Source organism: Pseudomonas sp. C7.1, assembly GCF_056312395.1.
Map to the genome: position 1 here is coordinate 1589680 of NZ_JBWDTL010000003.1, position 16739 is coordinate 1606418.

The window sequence follows — 16739 nt, forward strand, 5'->3', positions numbered from 1 at the left end:
TTGTCCGATTGCGTTGAAAAAGTCGGCTCGTTGAAATCCCGAATACTCGCTGATAAAAATGCTTTTTTGCTCGCTGTCACGTGACACCAGAGCCTGGTTATTGCCGCAAGCGACCGGCAGTGGTCCGTAACACAAGCACGAAACCTGCGTTGACTGACGGCTAATTCGTCACTACCAGCCTCACCTATACCGTGCGCGAGAAACGCTCAGCATTCTCCATGCTCAGGTACGCATCGAAGGCCATGGCCACGCTGCGCATCATCAGATGGCCTTGCGGCAGCAGCGTCAAATGCTCGTCAGTCAGCTGCACCAGGCCATCGTCGACATGGTTTCGCAACTGATCTAAGGCATCGGCAAAATAGGCACAGAAGTCGATACCGTGTTGCGCCTCGATCATGGCGAACTCCACCCGACCATGGCACATCAGGGCATTGATCACGTCGCGGCGTAGGCGATCATCGGCATTTAATTGATAACCGCGCTGCACCGGCAGCAGTCCTTCATCAAGGCGGGCGTAATACTGCGAAAGCTCCTTGACGCTTTGGCTGTATGTGTCGCCCACCTTGCCGATGGAGGACACGCCCAAACCAATCAAGTCGCAGTCGGCATGGGTGGAGTAACCCTGAAAGTTACGCTGTAGTGTGCCCTGCTCACGAGCCAGACTGAGCTCGTCATCGGGCAGAGCGAAGTGATCCATGCCGATGTAAACGTAGCCCGCTGCGGTCAGGCGTTCGATGGTAAGTTCCAGGAGCTCCATTTTTCGCTCGGGCGGCGGCATGTCTTCACGCCGGATCAGCCGCTGTGCTCGCACCCGTTCAGGCAAATGGGCATAGCTGTATGCAGCGATGCGATCCGGGCGCAAGTCGATAACCTTGTCGAGGGTCACGCCGAAGCTGGCACGGGTTTGCAACGGCAAGCCGTAGATCAAATCCACACTCACCGACTTAAATGCGGCCTCACGGGCCGCTGCAACCAATTCGCGCACTTGCGCTTCACTCTGCACGCGGTTGACCGCCGCTTGCACGGCCGCATCAAAATCCTGCACACCAAAGCTCAGACGATTAAAACCCAGCGCGCGCAGCTGATGAATCTGCTCAGCATTGACAGTGCGCGGGTCAACTTCGATGGAAAACTCGTGGTTATCGCTGTCATCCAGATTGAAGGCCTCATGCAACGCCGCCATCAGTTCAACCAGTTGCTCATGGGTCAGATAGGTGGGCGTGCCACCGCCTAGATGCAGCTGTGTGAGCGTACGCGAGGGCGCGAACAATGCACCTTGCATGGCGATCTCACGCTTGAGGTATTTCAGGTATTCGACTGCACGATGGGTTTTCTGGGTGATGATTTTGTTGCACGCACAGTAGTAACAAAGGCTTTGACAGAAAGGAATGTGAATGTAGAGCGACAATGCTTTGGCGGCAGCGCCAGTGTTGCTGTGGCCAACTGCAGCCTGATAATCATCGAGGGCAAAGGCCGAATGGAACTGAGGCGCGGTGGGATACGACGTGTAACGCGGGCCCGGCCGGTCGTATTTTTCGACCAGGGCACGGTTGAAAGTCACTGGCTGGTTCATGGTTGCTCGCGGGCCGGCAGACATTCAAGCAGGTCTTGCAGGCGATCATTGATTTGTAGGGCATTACGTGTCAGCAAAGCCATGTGCGGTTGCAACTCCAGGCTCAGCTCGTTGAGGCCCTGGCGTTTGCACCAGGCTGAAATCAACTGGATAGATTCACCTAGAGCAAGCTGGTTCTGGTGCATTAGGGCCAGCGTATTAGCGATCATATGGTGTTCCAACATCGGCTAATTCCCGCAATATTAATCAGGGCTTTATGGGTATTAGGCTCAACGATTTAATCGGCATGCGCCATACCTCCAGTTAGGTATCTCCACAGCGCTGGCGATTACCAATGAAAATTGACGAGAATCATTATTGATTGCGTTTCATATGCCTATCCTGCGGCCAACTTAAACGCCGAAGGAAACCTACTAATGAAGCCTCTCCTCATCGTGACGATGACCAGCCTATTGGCCGCCATCAGTGTTCAGGCCAAGGAATACCCGATTGGCGAGCCCCAGCAGTGTGCGGGCATGGAAGTCGGTGCGGTGTACCTGCAGCCGATTGAAATGGACCCGCCCGGCATGATGCGCCCTGCAATCGACTCCGACGTGCACATGGAAGCCGATATCAGCGCCCTGGAAAACAACACCCACGGCTTTCAGGAAGGCAGCTTTGTGCCTTACCTGAACGTGCGCTATCGCCTGAGTAAAGACGGCAGCGACCAGGTGCTTGAGGGCGACTTTCACGCCATGGTGGCCAATGACGGACCGCATTATGGGGACAATCTCAAGCTGTTCGGGCCTGGCCGCTACCTGCTGACTTACTGGGTCAGTGCCCCTGGTGGCCATGGGCAGCACTTCGGCCGGCATACCGATAAGGAAACCGGTGTAGCCCCCTGGTTCGCCACATGCGAACTGAAGTACAGCTTCACCTTCGCCGGCATCGGCAAAAAGGGTGGTTACTGACCTCTGCGGCGTGCCTGCATCGGCCGCCATATTCGGGAGAGTTCCATGCACTATCCAGCCCTATGGCTGCTGCTCGCCGCCCTGCCCTGCGGCTTGATGGCCGCACCGTTGCCAAGTTACGAGCTGAATGTCCGTGACGGTCACTTCTCTCCGGCCACCCTGCAGGTGGCCGCAGGGCAGCGCTTCAAAATAATCGTCAACAACATCGGTAAGGGGCCCATCGAGTTCGAGAGCACACCACTACGCGTGGAGAAGGTGCTCAGCCCCGGCGTCAGCTCATTCGTGGTTATTCACCCGCTCAAACCCGGGCGCTACCTGTTCTTCGACGAGTTTCATCCCGAATTACCGCAAGGCGTAATTGAGGCTCGTTGACCTGTACATTTCGAGGTGTCCGCAATGGAACAAGCCCTGCTGATCGTTTGGCGCGAAAGCGTCGAGGCCCTTCTGGTAATCGGCATTCTGTATGCCTGGCTGCGCCGCCAACCCGGTAAGCAGCGAGCCCTACTACACCTGTGGGCAGGCGTCGGTTCTGGTCTGCTACTGGCGGGCCTACTGGCAATGCTGATGGCTGTGGCCGGAAACTGGATGAGCGGCCCAGGTGGGGAGTGGTTCCAGGCAGCGCTGAGCCTGCTCGCCTGCGGGCTGATTCTGCAAATGGTGCACTGGATGGCCCGTAACAGTGGACAACTGCGTCAGCAGCTGGAGCATCAAGCCAACAGCGCTCTGCAGAACGGCCGCTTGAGCAGTCTAACTCTGCTGGCAGCCTTGGCAGTGGGGCGCGAAGGCAGCGAAACCGTGATTTTCCTCTACGGCGTCAGCACCTCGGTCAACCCCACCAGTTTGGCGCTGGGCGCTGGGCTGGGCCTGCTGCTCGGCCTTCTGTGCTTTGGCTTACTGCAGGCTGGCAGCCGCTTTATTGCCTGGCGTCAGTTCTTTCTGGTCAGCGAAGTGATGCTGTTGCTACTCGGCAGTGCGCTGTTGATGAGTACGATTGATCGGGCCAGTAGCCAGTGGATGGCCATGGATTTACCGGAGATGTTCTACTCCGTGCTGAGCAACGCCATGTGGGACACCTCGGCGCTACTGGACGACGGCAGTAAATCTGGTGCACTGGTGGCCAGCCTCAGCGGCTACCGAGCCAGGCCTTCGGCTGTGCATGTGATTGTGCTGGGTGGTTACTGGCTGCTCGCCTGGAGTCTGTTGCGACCGCCGCGCAGAGCCTTGGTGGGCGAAATCGCATGAAAACCGCCGTCAACCGCTACCTCAGCAGCCTAGGGCATGCCATGCGTCGTCACGGCGCGCTGATCCGCAGGCTGCAATGGTTGGTGGTGCTGTTCTACGCGGGGCTGTTGATGGTGCCTGCTCTATTGCCCATGCCCGCCGGCGATGCCCGCCTGTTGGATAACCTGACGCTGTTTGCCCAGTTCATTTTCTGGGGGCTGTGGTGGCCATTCGTGCTGCTGTCGATAGTGTTGTTCGGCCGACTATGGTGCGGCGTCTTATGCCCGGAAGGCTCGCTGAGCGAATGGGCCAGCCAACGGGGTCGCGGCTGGGGCATACCGCACTGGATGCGTTGGGGTGGCTGGCCAACGTTCGGCTTCTTGCTCACCACCCTGTATGGCCAATTGATCAGCGTGTACGACTACGCCCAGGCCGCACTGCTGATTCTCGGTGGTTCAACTATTGCTGCCATGCTGGTGGGTTATTTATACGGCCGTGGCAAGCGCGTGTGGTGCCGCTACTTGTGCCCAGTAAGCGGGGTGTTCGCCCTACTGGCCAAACTCGCACCGTTGCATTTCCAGGTCGATGAACAACGCTGGCGCGCCAATGCTGGCCCACATTTGCCACCCCCAAATTGCGCGCCGCTGCTGGACATCCGCCGTATGCGCGGTGCTTCGGACTGCCACGCCTGCGGCCGCTGCAGCGGGCAGCGTGATGCGGTGCAACTGATTGCTCGCTCCAGCAATGAAGAAATCGTTCGTTACGGGGCCACTGACAGCAGCCCGTGGGACATGCGCCTGCTGCTATACGGCATGATCGGGCTGGCTATTGGCGCTTTCCAGTGGACGGTCAGCCCCTGGTTTATCAGCCTCAAACAGACCCTGGCCGACTGGCTGGTACAGCGCGACATGCTCTGGTTACTAGAATCCGATGCTCCCTGGTGGCTGCTCACCCACTACCCCAGTCAGAACGATGCATTCACCTGGCTCGATGGTCTGTGCATCGTGCTGTATCTGGGAGCCAGCAGCCTATTGCTCGGCGGGGGCTTACACGTACTCCTGCATCTGGCCAGCAGACTTACTGGCCAATCGCACGCGTTTACTCGGCAACTGAGCTTATGCCTACTGCCACTCGGTACGGTCGGGCTATTTCTCGGTTTGTCCGCCACCACGGTCAAGTTGCTGCGCTATGAAGGCTTACAGTTACTCTGGGTGCAACCGGTTCGCGCCAGTCTATTGCTGGCTGCCATGGCTTGGGGGTTGTGGCTGGGGTGGCAGATATGCCGCCCACTCGCACCATGGCAGCGCTTGCCGTTGCTAACCACGTTGCTGGTGGCCAGTCTGCTCATAGGATGCGCTTGGCGCTTGCAGTTTTGGGGTTGGTAACCCGCCAACAGAGCACGGCCGCAAATAAGACGGCTATTCCTGAAAAATGATTTTGGACAATTATTTTGCGTGGCCTAGCAGGTAAATTACCGGTCAGTAATACCCAATCGGAATACTCAAACTAAAAATTACGCAGTTGCTCATACAAGTGACCGTTGTGTTCTGCTCCGATAAGCCTTGAGGATGTCTTCATGAAAAAACTACTGCTCCCTTTGCTCGCTATAGGCGGCATGCTGAGCCTGCAACCAGCGCTGGCGCAAGATGGCGAAGCTTTATTCAAGAGCAAGCCCTGCGCGGCTTGCCATCAGATAGACAGCAAGTTCGTCGGCCCGGGATTGAAGGAAGTTGCCGCTAAGTATGCGGGCACCGAGGGCGCCGTTGAGTTGCTCGCCGACCACATCAAAAATGGCACTCAAGGTAACTGGGGGCCAATGCCGATGCCGAAAAACCCCGTGACTGACGAAGAAGCCAAGATCCTCGCCGAGTGGGTGTTGAGCCTTAAGTAAACACTGCGACAACGGCTTAACCTGAGCCCCGAACTCGAATCAGGCTAAGCCGCCCTCCCCAAAACCCAAAACTGCACGTCAATCCGACTGCAGTCGCGGCCATCACTCATCGATGGCTATTGGGTGATTTCGCCAAGCCCCTCTGGGCATCTCATTTCACCCACCTACACCCTCGCAAACTTACTGATCCGACTGCTTGCGGGTCTCTTCCAGAGTGGCCGCAGGGTTGTCGCTCATCGACTTGCGAAAGCCGCCGATAGCCCCGCCCAGATCCGAGCCTAGGGTACGCAAGCGTTTGCTACCAAACAGCACAACCACAATCAACAACACAATCACCAACTGCCAGATGCTAATACCCATGGTGGACTCCTCTGCGGTAATTATTTAGCCGGTTCACTGGCCGACGTGCGAATGCACGGGCGCCTCATTCTGAGTGGCGCCGATAGCAGCACTCATCTGCAACACGCTCTGATCAATGTCGGCGAAACGCAGTACTCGCCCCCCTTCACGCGCAGCTAACTGCTGAGCTGCCTGTTCGTCGGCGAACGAGGCAAGAACCACACCCATGGCACCTTTGAGGCGAGTACCGACCACGTAAAAAGCAATGTTCGCATCAATTAAATGATGGTCATCCGGCTTGGCCCATTCGCTACGGCCCATGTCGTGCACATACAGCTTGGCCGACAGGTGCTGATTTTCCGGCTGCAACCACCAGCCAATCATCTCGGCGGTCGAGCAGAATTTCTTCACCGAATTCTGCTCGACGACCTCACCTTTGGGCCCTGGGAAATCGCCGATTATCATGCCGCACACATGGCATTCATCATCACTGTGAAAGGCCACTGGTTTAAGCGTTTGTACCTGTTGTGCCGTATCACCGCAGGCCGCCAGCCCCAGCGCCACCAGCAACGCGAGCAATACCCGTGCGCCCTTTGAATATCCAATGCCCATCACTTGCCCCTCATAAATTGAATTTTTACCCAACACGGCGCCGAAACATCCCATAGGCCAGCAGCAACGGCACAGCGACCCAAAGCAGCAGGCACAACCAGAGCAGCCCAGCGGTCAAAGGCAAATCAGCGCCCAGGGTCATCACGCCAACGGCGTTGCCGCTGCCCTCGAAACCGGAAAGATTGATCAAGCGATACACGTCGGTCGGGTTAAGCAGCAACAACCAGGGCAGCAGGTCGGGGTTGAACTTGCCTTGACTCAGCACCAGCAGCGCCAGCAAAACCAAGTCAAAAACCAGCACAAACACAAACCACAGCCCCAAAGCCAGCCCGGCCGCGCTGGATTTTTCACTGGTCCGGCTACTGAGCACATAGGCCATGGCCAGAAACACCCAGCCGAGTACAGTCGAAGACAGCATGAAACGTGCGAACGCCCAAGCCAGCAGACCCAGATCAACATCTGTAACCAACACTGCAATGGCCACTGCCGCGCAACCAAAACCAATCAGCGTGGCCAGCGCGAGAATCAAGCCGTGGCCAACAAACTTGCCCAACAACAACTGTCCACGGCCCAGTGGGTAGGTCAGCAGCAACATTAGGGTGCCAGCCTCGTCTTCACCGACGATGGCGTCATAAGCCAACAACAACGCAATCAGCGGCACCAGAAAGGTCGCAAGGCTGGCCAAGCTGGCGATGGTGGCCGGGATCGAGGTGAAGCCCAACTGCCCAGAAGCTGCGGCGCCGAGCCAGGCGATGCCCACCGCCAGCACGGCAAACAACAGGCTGATAGCCAATAACCAGCGATTACGCAGTCCGTCGCTGAACTCCTTACGGGCAATGTTCCAAACCTGCTTCATACGCGCTCCTGAGTGAGCAAACCTGTGTCGGCACGCAGCATGTAATGACGGTACAGGTCCTCCAGCGAGGGCTGATGAATATCGACATCCTGGGCCTGTCCATCAGCTAGCAGCTGACGCAACAACCCAAGTTTGTGACCATTGACGGCAGCCACTTCCACACCGTGTTCGCCCACTGCTCGCGCCTCATGTCCGGCGGCGTGCCAGCCCTGCAGCAATGACTCACGCTGTTTAAGACCGCTGGCGCGGATCAGTACGGGCAATCCCGCATCCTCACGCAAACTGGCCAACGTACCTACCGCCTGCAGACGACCATGCGCGAGGATCGCAGCACGGTTGATATGCGCCTCAACCCCCGGCAATACATGCGAGCAGAGAATGATACTGGTGCCCTGCTGGCGCAGCCGATCAAGCAACTGATAGAGATCCTGAGTAGCGATAGGGTCGAGGCCCACGGTAGGCTCATCCAATAGCAACAAACGTGGCGTGCCTAACAAGGCCTGGGCCAGACCAAGGCGTTGACGCATGCCCTTGGAGTAAGTTTTCACCCGCCTATCGGCGGCCGCAGCCAGGCCCACTTGTTCAAGTAAGGTATCAACCTGTTGCAGCGCGGCGCCCTTGAGGCGAGCAAAATGGCGCAGCGTTTCGCGACCACTGAGTTGCGGGTAGAAGGTTACGTTCTCCGGTAAATAGCCTAATTGGCGGCGCACGTCCGGGTCGTTCGGCGAACGGCCGAGCACCCGTACTTGCCCAGAACTGGGCTGCAGCAAGCCAAGAATTAACTTCATGCTGGTGGTTTTGCCGGCGCCGTTGTGACCAAACAAACCCAGCACTTCACCTTCACCCAAGCTCAAATCCAGGCCATGCAACACGGTCATGTTGCCGTAGCATTGGCGTACACCTTGAAGTTCAACGGCGTTCATGGTGTGGACTCCTGAGTGACGGATTGCAGATCCCCGGTGGGAAGTTGCATTAACGGATAGCTGTCTTGCACCCCCGGTGATTTGATCACCGGAAACGCCCGCTGCACCCAGCGCAGCAGTTCGATGCTCGGGCTGTTCATCAATAGACGCACCTGCGGGTACAACCACAGCAGGCGATCAACGTTATCGTTGGGCTCGTAGGCGATATCGCCCAAACCATCTTCATTGCGATCCCAGCCCAAGTAGTCGCTCCAATAATTGCCACGCCCCTCCACCGACCACTCCTGTGTGCGTACCGCGACATATTTGACCTGCTGACGGTTGTCGACGAAGGCATTGCCGCTGATGCGGTTATCCTCGGAACCGGCAGTCAGGTGGATGCCCAGGGCGCTGCGTTCAAAGTGATTGTGCTCGATGCTGTTGAACAGCGAGTTGTAGATAAACAGCGCCTTGCCCTCGGCCCCGGCGATCATGCTGTCGCCGGTCGAACCGCTACGCACACCGGTGACCACGTTGTCGCGCAAGGTGGAATAGGTGATGTAATTCATCAGGATGCCGTAGTTTTCGTCCTGCTCGGAGCGGTTGCCAATCACCGTCAACTTGCGGCTCTGCATCAGCGCATAGCCGGTGCGCGTACGACGGGTGATATTGCCGAGCACCTGATTGTCGTTGGAAAACATGTAATGCACGCCGTAGCGCACATCTTCGAGCGTGTTGCCTTCGAGCAGGTTGCCGTTCGAGGTATCGATGTAGATGCCGTCGCGGGTGTCACGCACCTGATTACCGATGACCTTGGCGCCACGTACCGCATACAAATGGATGCCATTGCCGCGATCCTGGGAGCGGATGCTCACATCACCCTGGATACGGTTGCCAATCAGGCTGACGTCCGCCGTGCCATCGACCCAGATACCGAAGCCCGGCCCCTGCAGGCGATTGTTCTTGATCACCGCACCACGAGCCTTGGGTTGGATGAACACGGCGGCGTTCATGGCAGTCATATCGCGGCCCCAATCGAGCAGCGTGCAGCCTTCGACGGTCACCTCGGGCGCATTGATCAGCAGGCCGTTGCCCTGGCCTTGGCCCTGCAACACCGCGCCCGGCTCACACAGAATATGCATCGACTGATCGACGCTGAACGAGCCCTGGTATTGCCCAGCGGGCAGCCGCCAGCGATTGTCACCTTCGGCCTGTAACGGCAGCGCAGTGATGGGCTGCGGCGCCGCCTGGGCAGCGCTGCAGAGAATAAGTAGCAATAGTGCGCTGGTGTGCAGCCATGCTATTGCCTGGGTGTTTAACACTGTGGTTTACCTTGAGCCATTGAACGGTGAGTCCGTAGCCCGGATTTCATCCAGGCTACGGGGTGCGCGTTACGCAGGCTCAACCATCATGCGCCCGACCATTTCCATGTGCAGGGCATGGCAGAACCAGCTGCAGTAATACCAGTGCAGCCCCGGTTGGTTGGCGATGAAGGTGATGGACGAGGTTTGTTGCGGGCTGATTTCCATGCTCGCACCATGGTTGACCATGACAAAGCCGTGGGACACGTCCTCGATCTGGTCGATGTTGGTGATAACCACGGTCACCTCATCACCCTGTTTGACGTTGAACTCAGTCACACCATACGAAGGCGCCATGGATGTCATGTATACCCGCACCTTGTTGCCGTCACGGATAACCTTGTTGTCTTCGTCCAGGTTGATGCCGTCCTTTTTGGCCATGGCCACAGTGCCGGCAAAGAACGGATCGTTACGGTCCCAGATTTTCTTGGTCTTGACTTGGTCACGACGCGCCATGGTGCAGTCGTGCGGCTCAGCGAAGGTCGGACCATCGTGTACCAGTTTCATTTCATCGCCCGAGATGTCGATCAGTTGATCGTTCTCCGGGTGCAGTGGGCCGACCTGTAGGAAGCGATCTTTGGAGAACTTGCACAGGGCAACCAACCACTTGCCATCGGCTTCGTTGGTTTCACACAGCGAGGCGTGAATGTGACCTGGCTGGTATTGCACATCGAGCTTCTGCTTGATGTAGCTGACCTTCTCGCCCTTGTAGGCGCGCACGGCCTCAGCCATGTTCCATTTGACCACCTGACTGTCGATAAACAAGGTGGTGTAAGCGTTACCGCGACCGTCAAAGGTGGTGTGCAGCGGACCGAGGCCCAGCTCTGGCTCGGCGGCAATCACCTCGCGAGGGTCCTTGAACTTGTCGGCGAACAGATCGTCCAGTTTGGCGATTTCGATCATCGATACGGTTGGAGACAACTTACCGTTGGCAATGAAGTATTTACCGTCTGACGAGGTGTTGAGACCGTGCGGGTTTTTCGGCACCGGAATGTAACGGGTGAACTCGCTGTTTATGTCGCCTTTCTTCCGGCCGTCGAGCACCGGCACCTTGGAGTCACCCAAGGTGATGAACTTGTTGGCCTTGACCGCAGCTTCGGCGCGCTCGATGTTGAACACCACCACCCAGTCACGCTCATTACGCATCATGCCGCCAAGGTCATAGGCCTTTTCGGAGTTGTAGCATGTGGCAGCGGTATAACGGCCGGTGTAGTCGGCGTCGGTGTTATCCAAGTTGCCGTCGACGATGATCTGGAAGGCCATCTCCATTTTTTCGGCGTCGATAACGTTGTACATCGTGTAGCTGTTCTCATCATGCAAATCGAAAATCTTGCCATCGTTGGGATGAGGGATAACAAACTCGGCGTTGGCATACACATACTTGGTGTAGGGCACCTTCTGCAGACGCAGGCCGTGGATGGACTGGCAGTTCGGCACGGTCAGCATCTTGTCGCATTTCATGATATCCAGGCGGATACGGGCAACGCGGGTGTTGGCCTTGTCGTTGATAAACACGTACTTGCCGTCGTACTTACCGTCAACCATGGAGATGTGCGGGTGGTGGCAGTCGCCGTTAAGGAACTTGACGCTGTCGCCCATAATGGCGCGGCTTTCATTGGTCAGGCCCCAACCGGTTGCAGAGTCCACGTTGAATACCGGGATGCGCATCAGCTCGCGCATGGACGGAATCCCCAACACGCGCACTTCACCCTGGTGACCGCCGCTCCAGAAGCCGATGTAGTCATCCAACTCGCCCGGCGCTACATGGTATTTCTGCTTCGCGTCCTTGGCCGCTGCCGCCCAGGACTCGCGCGTCATCACGGCGCTGCCCAATGCCGTGGCGCCAACCAAGGCCGCGCCGGTCATAGCACTGGCACCGAGGAAGCTACGGCGGCTAAGGCTGGCCGTTTCCAGCGCCTGTGCCGATTGTTCGGTAACGGTTACTGGCATATTTTTCGATTTTTCGCTCATCAATTGTGCTCCTTGGCTAGATACATAAGACCTGCGCCCGTTGCATAAACACTTTTACGAGGTGCGCGTAGGGGCTGCGATTTCTACTACGGGTATCAATTGGGCGTTGACGGCTGTCTTTTTGTTGCGCTTCTTCTGCTTGAGAATCAGCGGCGGGCACTTGCTGTCGTTGTGATAGGTCATCTGGCAATCGAGGCAGTAATGGCACTCGTTGGCATTGATCCGCCCATCCGGGTGAATCGCCTGAATTTCGCATTCCTTGGCACACAGCTGGCAGGGATCGCCACACTCCTTGCGGCGCTTGAGCCAGTCGAATAAACGAAACTTGCTCGGGATCGCCAGCGCAGCTCCCAGTGGGCAGATGTAGCGGCAGTAAACTTTGCGGGTAAAAATATTGATCACCAGCAAAAGCACGGCGTAGAGCACAAACCACCATTGCCGATCAAATTTCAGGGTAATGGCGGTTTTGAAGGGTTCGACCTCGGCAAAGCGCTCGGCAGTGGACATCGACTCCAGGGACAAACCAAACAACGCCAACAAGATGATGTACTTGATTGCCCAGAGCCGCTCATGCACGGCAAAAGGCAGCTCGAACTGGCGAATTTTTAGCTTGCGCGCCGCCTCGTTGATCAGCTCTTGCAGCGCGCCGAACGGGCACAGCCAGCCACAGAACACTCCGCGCCCCCAGAGCAAAATGCTGGCTGCGGTGAAGGTCCAGATAATGAAGATGACCGGATCGGTGAGGAACAACTCCCAGCGGAAGTCCTGGACCAGCGCATGCACGAAGGTCAATACGTTGACCACCGACAACTGACCTAGGGCGTACCAGCCAATAAACAGCACGGTGAAGAGCAGATAGCCACGGCGCAACCAGTGTAAAAACTGCGGGCGCCGGGCGAAGGTGTCTTGCAGGAATAGAATGATCGTCAGCAGCAACAAGGCAACGCTGATCACCCCAATCTGAAAGCTCTTCTGGTACCAGATATTCAGCCAGATAGGCCGGCTGGCCTCCTCGGCTGCAGCTAGCTCAGCCGCTGTTGGCAACGGCCGATCAAGATACTCCTCGGGTAACTCATAAGGCAGTTCGAAGCTGGTGAACTGACTGCTGATCGGCCCGGTTTGTCGACGCACCAGCAGCTCCATAGTCCAAGGCGCGCCGGGGTCAAATTTGGACTGTGCCCGCACGATGAAAATCGACATCTCGTCGAACTCAGGCATACCTGCGGCATACACGTCGGACAGGCGCTGATGGTCCATATCGCGAAAGCTGATCACCTCGCCAAACTGGCGCACCTGCAAGCGGTCGAAAATCCCGCCGCGCACATAGCCCGAACCCTTATAGGAGTACTCACCACGACCCAGCACCACGATGGCTTGCTCGCCGGGTTTCAGCTCCTCAATCAGGAAGCGGTACTGATTGTCGCCCAGCAGATTGCGGCCAATGGTCGGCGGGTTCAGATGGGCCGCGAACATATCGATAAAGGTGTCATCGACCTGCTCCGGCGTAGCCTCGTCAATACCTTCGGCCTCACTGCCCTTGAACGCTTTGTCGACCTGACCACGGGTCAGCAACAAACGGCGGATCGCGCCGTTACCGGTCAGCTGCGCCCAATCGGCCGGCTGATAAACATCCTCACGCACCTTAGCCGGCTTTAGCTTCACGCCCGCCTGGTCTTTGACCAAGCCCAACGACACCGCCACCTTGTGCGCGGCGCGCATAACAATCTCATTAACCACCATCACCGTAACAGTTGCACCGGAAACGGCGTCAATAGTCACGGCCTCAGGGTCACCCGAGCGGCCTACCATCACGCGCTGCTCGACGCTGATGCCCTGGTACTTGGCGGTGAAGTCATGCAGCTTCGACTCCGGAATGCCGACCAGCAAAATCGGCTCATGGTGCTCAAGCACGTAGGCATCCTGAATCACCCCAACAGGGTCCAGAATCACCTGCATGTTCACCGGCTTACCGGAATAGGCCGGTATATTGACCACGTCAATGCTCTGGAACAGATAACCGAGCACACCCGTCGGACCGGAAAGCGTGCGCACCTTGAACTCGCCTTGCGGCTCGGAGATCGAGACACCATCAGGGAAGACGTGCGCGATGCGCTGCTGCTCGATATCGCCATAGTCCTTGGCGTGCACTTCAACGCCGAGGGCTAAACAAAAAAGCAGTAAAAACACCCCGGCACGTGGCCATGAAAAAAGACCGCGGCTCATCGTGAGTTGCTTTAACGCCATGGGATTGTCTGATGCCAAAATTAGAAGGTGACCATAGGGTACTGCCGATCGCCCTCCCTCCCAGTTGATACATATCAAGTTTGCCGGTACGAGCTCAAACCCATCCGCTGTTAGCGCCTAAACCGGCGAGGGGGGGGGGCGTCATGCAACGCCGGCCGACTATGCTTTTAGCCGCGCACCCGCCACACCAAAAGCCTTCTGTTGTGCGCGGCTTACCGGCGGCCAGCCGTGGTGATTGCACTCCAGCCACTGCTGCAAATGGACCAGGCTGCCCCGAAAAGCCAGTGCATTAAGACTTTCGGTCTTAACGCACCCTGCCACGGGGAAGCCCGATAGGCCCAAACGGTTAAAAACGCAGGTTGATGCCGGTGTAAAACGAGCGCCCCATCCCTGGCACAGCAGTGCCCCAGGCCGGCCCCATGCTCATCGACATGGTGCGCCCCTGAGCGGTGTAGGCACCACCGGTAGGCAGGTAGTAGAACTTGTCGGCCAGATTCTCCACGCCAAAGTCCACCCGCAGTTTGTCCCAGCTGTGGCTCAGGCGCAGGTTGAACAAGGTATAACCCGCTGTATGAATTTCGTTGCGCACATCCGAGCCATCATTCTTGGCTTGGACGCTGAGCATTTCCAGGCTGTTGCTCCAGCCGCCGTGCTGTTGGGTCAGGGCCAGGGTGGTGTTGAGCGGCATGCTGTTGTACAGCTCATCACCCGTCTCACGGTTTTTACCGTTGCTGTAGTTGATCACGCCCTGCAAGCCCCAGTACCCCAGGCCGTTACTCGCCAGTGGCATACGCCCGGAGATATCCATGCCGTAGATACGTGCCGACTGGTTGGCGTACTGCAGCACGTTGAACTGCTGGGGGGTGACGCTGCGCCCCGGCAGCGCCACTGCGTCGATAAAATTATTAACCCGGGTGTAGAACGGCGTGACCTTGAGCTCGTAGAGGCGATCCTCGCTGTGCCAGTCGAGGGTCACCGAAGCGATATGAGCTGCTTCCGGCTTGAGTTCTACGTCACCGACATAGCCGTTACCGTCGCCGACAAAGTTGTTCATGCCCGCCGCCATGGCCCAGGTGGACCAGGTGTAGCGCTCGTAAAGATTGGGCGAACGCACCTTGCGCGCCAGACCATATTCGATATCCAGATGGGCGTCATGGTTGTAGCGTGCCAGGGCGGTGAGATCCCAGTTATTGTCGTTTTGGTTACGGTCGCTGGCGTTGAAGGCGGCCGCCTCGGGCCGCTGATTGCCTTGCGCGCCGCCATAGCCGGTCACGCTGCCCGCATCACTGGCGACATGCTCGTAACGCACACCGAGCTGGGTCAACCAAGCGGGGGTGATCTGCCGCTCCCATTCGCCGAATAGCGCAATGCGGTCGCGCTGCCCATCTTTTATGTTCTCGAAGGTGCCGGGCCACATGCCTCCTCCTGAAGCAGGCCAGTAGTCATTGAGACGATAACGCTGGTATTCACTCCCCACGCGCAGCAGATCACGTGCACTCAATTCGACCGTGGACTTAACGTTAAACCCTAAGGTCTTGCCTTCACTTTCCATCGGCATACCGGCGGCGCAGGTAGGGCCAATTGGGCTACAGGCGCGACTGTCAGCAGAGCCAGGAACCTTGGACAGCGCGCCATACCAGAAGCGCTTGTCCGGGCCGAAATCCATCTTGTGCTCGACCGTCTCGTGGTACAGCTGTGTTTCCAGACTGCCCCAATCAAACTGCGCGGTGTGCCGCAGGTTGATACGCTGCTGACTGTTATCCGTCATATCCATGCGCTGGTTGGGAAACAATTCTTGCGGCACCTGCTGGTAACCCAGGCTCAGCTCCAACAGATCCTCGCCCAGCTTGTAAGCCATAGTCAGTTCATGATCGCGGCGCTCAAAGGCGGTCGAGGCCACCTCATCCAGAGCAGCGCCCTCTCCGAACCGACCGGTGGCGCGGCTGTCTTTGAAGCGCGCACCGGCCATGTAGTTGTTGGCCTTGCTGTAACTGCCGTTATAGCGGATGTGGAACACCTCGCTGGCGTGCATTACGGCTACATTGCCGCCACGGGCATCATTGTTGCTGCGCCAGAATGTACCGACCTCCCCCTGATTCAGACTATCTGCCCCCGCAGCGGCAAACTCGGGCGCCACAGAGTCGGCGATAATGGTACCGCCGATACTGTCGCCCCCTACACTCACCGGGGTGATGCCGGCAAATACCTGCAGCTTGCCCAGGTTACTCGGCGCGATATAGGACAGCGCCGGATTCATATGGTTAGGGCAGGAGGCGATCAGGTCCATGCCATCGACCTTGATGCGCAGCCGGTCGTCGGCCAGGCCACGAATGGCCGGCAAACTGGACAGGCCACCCGCACCATTAAGACTGACACCAGGCACATCACGCAGCAGGCTCGCCGTATCGGACGTCGCCGGCATCAGGCTGCTAATGCGCTCGGCCGTAGGTTGCACGGCGACTTCAGCTGGGGGCTGGCCCTGCACAACAATGGCCGGCAACTGTAGATAACCAGCACTGCCGGCCGGGCTTACTTCGGCAGCAACAGCCAGCGCCAGCGGACTCAACAGGCCAATAAAGACGGCAGAGCGGGTATAACAAGTGGCGGACATAAGTAAATCCCTGTATGGAGTGAACAAACAGCATCACCACGACTTTGTATAGCGCAGTAACACCGAGTAAAAGCAACCTGGGGAACACGCAGCAAAAGAGCACATATAAGCGTTACGGGCCGAGGCGCACACAGTGAGAATCCGCACTCGTTGAATTCAGAGACGCCTGCGCTATACATAACGCGCGGCTCACGCGCCGATTTCGAGC

Annotated in this window: 15 protein-coding genes; 5 read left to right on the forward strand and 10 right to left on the reverse strand. The window is 57.6% G+C overall.

Features of this window, described 5'->3' with window-relative positions; genetic code table 11:
* Positions 1-184 precede the first annotated feature (184 nt).
* Positions 185-1573, reverse strand: coding sequence for an oxygen-independent coproporphyrinogen III oxidase (gene hemN / locus AC0T4W_RS10740; RefSeq protein ID WP_476318973.1), 1389 nt, complete (start codon positions 1571-1573; stop codon positions 185-187).
* The gene (locus AC0T4W_RS10745; protein WP_476318974.1) at positions 1570-1782 is read right to left on the reverse strand and encodes a hypothetical protein; all 213 of its coding nucleotides are present in this window, start codon (positions 1780-1782) and stop codon (positions 1570-1572) included. The genes hemN and AC0T4W_RS10745 overlap by 4 nt, the downstream gene beginning before the upstream one ends.
* 207 nt (positions 1783-1989) lie before the next feature.
* Between AC0T4W_RS10745 and AC0T4W_RS10750 the strand changes: the two genes are divergently transcribed.
* The 5 genes from AC0T4W_RS10750 (at position 1990) to AC0T4W_RS10770 (ending at position 5635) form a co-directional block, all read left to right on the forward strand.
* The gene (locus tag AC0T4W_RS10750; RefSeq protein WP_476318975.1) at positions 1990-2523 is read left to right on the forward strand and encodes an iron transporter; all 534 of its coding nucleotides are present in this window, start codon (positions 1990-1992) and stop codon (positions 2521-2523) included.
* Positions 2524-2568: 45 nt separating this feature from the next.
* Positions 2569-2895 (forward strand): cupredoxin domain-containing protein, encoded by a 327-nt coding sequence (locus AC0T4W_RS10755; RefSeq protein WP_476318976.1) that lies wholly within the window; start codon positions 2569-2571, stop codon positions 2893-2895.
* A gap of 24 nt (positions 2896-2919) precedes the next feature.
* Positions 2920-3765: an FTR1 family iron permease gene (locus AC0T4W_RS10760; protein ID WP_476318978.1), complete on the forward strand. Its 846-nt coding sequence runs from the start codon at positions 2920-2922 to the stop codon at positions 3763-3765.
* Positions 3762-5129 carry a 4Fe-4S binding protein gene (locus AC0T4W_RS10765; RefSeq protein WP_476318979.1) on the forward strand — a complete coding sequence of 456 codons (1368 nt, stop codon included), beginning with the start codon at positions 3762-3764 and terminating at the stop codon, positions 5127-5129. The genes AC0T4W_RS10760 and AC0T4W_RS10765 overlap by 4 nt, the downstream gene beginning before the upstream one ends.
* 191 nt (positions 5130-5320) lie before the next feature.
* A complete protein-coding gene (locus AC0T4W_RS10770; protein ID WP_476318981.1) occupies positions 5321-5635 on the forward strand; it encodes a c-type cytochrome in 315 nt (104 codons plus the stop codon).
* Positions 5636-5815: 180 nt separating this feature from the next.
* Here AC0T4W_RS10770 and tatA read toward each other — a convergent pair whose 3' ends face one another.
* From tatA to AC0T4W_RS10810, 8 genes are all read right to left on the reverse strand, one after another.
* Positions 5816-5995, reverse strand: a complete 180-nt coding sequence (gene tatA, locus AC0T4W_RS10775) for a twin-arginine translocase TatA/TatE family subunit (RefSeq protein WP_476318983.1) — start codon at positions 5993-5995, stop codon at positions 5816-5818.
* Between the two features lie 33 nt (positions 5996-6028).
* Positions 6029-6586 (reverse strand): nitrous oxide reductase accessory protein NosL, encoded by a 558-nt coding sequence (locus AC0T4W_RS10780; RefSeq protein WP_476318985.1) that lies wholly within the window; start codon positions 6584-6586, stop codon positions 6029-6031.
* A gap of 25 nt (positions 6587-6611) precedes the next feature.
* A complete protein-coding gene (locus AC0T4W_RS10785) occupies positions 6612-7442 on the reverse strand; it encodes an ABC transporter permease (RefSeq protein ID WP_476318986.1) in 831 nt (276 codons plus the stop codon).
* Positions 7439-8365, reverse strand: coding sequence for an ABC transporter ATP-binding protein (locus AC0T4W_RS10790; protein WP_476318987.1), 927 nt, complete (start codon positions 8363-8365; stop codon positions 7439-7441). Before AC0T4W_RS10790 ends, AC0T4W_RS10785 begins: the two co-directional genes overlap by 4 nt.
* On the reverse strand, positions 8362-9639 hold the full coding sequence (locus tag AC0T4W_RS10795; protein ID WP_476323575.1) for a nitrous oxide reductase family maturation protein NosD: 1278 nt from the start codon (positions 9637-9639) through the stop codon (positions 8362-8364). The genes AC0T4W_RS10790 and AC0T4W_RS10795 overlap by 4 nt, the downstream gene beginning before the upstream one ends.
* 96 nt (positions 9640-9735) lie before the next feature.
* Positions 9736-11676: a TAT-dependent nitrous-oxide reductase gene (gene nosZ / locus AC0T4W_RS10800; RefSeq protein ID WP_476318988.1), complete on the reverse strand. Its 1941-nt coding sequence runs from the start codon at positions 11674-11676 to the stop codon at positions 9736-9738.
* 54 nt (positions 11677-11730) lie between these two features.
* Positions 11731-13899 (reverse strand): transcriptional regulator NosR, encoded by a 2169-nt coding sequence (gene nosR / locus AC0T4W_RS10805; RefSeq protein WP_476318990.1) that lies wholly within the window; start codon positions 13897-13899, stop codon positions 11731-11733.
* A gap of 367 nt (positions 13900-14266) precedes the next feature.
* Positions 14267-16531: a TonB-dependent receptor plug domain-containing protein gene (locus tag AC0T4W_RS10810; protein ID WP_476318991.1), complete on the reverse strand. Its 2265-nt coding sequence runs from the start codon at positions 16529-16531 to the stop codon at positions 14267-14269.
* Between the last annotated feature and the right edge of the window lie 208 nt (positions 16532-16739).

Coding starts and splice junctions, on each gene's coding strand:
- hemN (WP_476318973.1), bottom strand. CDS start 1,573: ATGAACCAGCCAGTGACTTTCAACCGTGCCCTGGTCGAAAAATACGAC.
- AC0T4W_RS10745 (WP_476318974.1), bottom strand. CDS start 1,782: ATGATCGCTAATACGCTGGCCCTAATGCACCAGAACCAGCTTGCTCTA.
- AC0T4W_RS10750 (WP_476318975.1), top strand. CDS start 1,990: ATGAAGCCTCTCCTCATCGTGACGATGACCAGCCTATTGGCCGCCATC.
- AC0T4W_RS10755 (WP_476318976.1), top strand. CDS start 2,569: ATGCACTATCCAGCCCTATGGCTGCTGCTCGCCGCCCTGCCCTGCGGC.
- AC0T4W_RS10760 (WP_476318978.1), top strand. CDS start 2,920: ATGGAACAAGCCCTGCTGATCGTTTGGCGCGAAAGCGTCGAGGCCCTT.
- AC0T4W_RS10765 (WP_476318979.1), top strand. CDS start 3,762: ATGAAAACCGCCGTCAACCGCTACCTCAGCAGCCTAGGGCATGCCATG.
- AC0T4W_RS10770 (WP_476318981.1), top strand. CDS start 5,321: ATGAAAAAACTACTGCTCCCTTTGCTCGCTATAGGCGGCATGCTGAGC.
- tatA (WP_476318983.1), bottom strand. CDS start 5,995: ATGGGTATTAGCATCTGGCAGTTGGTGATTGTGTTGTTGATTGTGGTT.
- AC0T4W_RS10780 (WP_476318985.1), bottom strand. CDS start 6,586: ATGGGCATTGGATATTCAAAGGGCGCACGGGTATTGCTCGCGTTGCTG.
- AC0T4W_RS10785 (WP_476318986.1), bottom strand. CDS start 7,442: ATGAAGCAGGTTTGGAACATTGCCCGTAAGGAGTTCAGCGACGGACTG.
- AC0T4W_RS10790 (WP_476318987.1), bottom strand. CDS start 8,365: ATGAACGCCGTTGAACTTCAAGGTGTACGCCAATGCTACGGCAACATG.
- nosZ (WP_476318988.1), bottom strand. CDS start 11,676: ATGAGCGAAAAATCGAAAAATATGCCAGTAACCGTTACCGAACAATCG.
- nosR (WP_476318990.1), bottom strand. CDS start 13,899: ATGAGCCGCGGTCTTTTTTCATGGCCACGTGCCGGGGTGTTTTTACTG.
- AC0T4W_RS10810 (WP_476318991.1), bottom strand. CDS start 16,531: ATGTCCGCCACTTGTTATACCCGCTCTGCCGTCTTTATTGGCCTGTTG.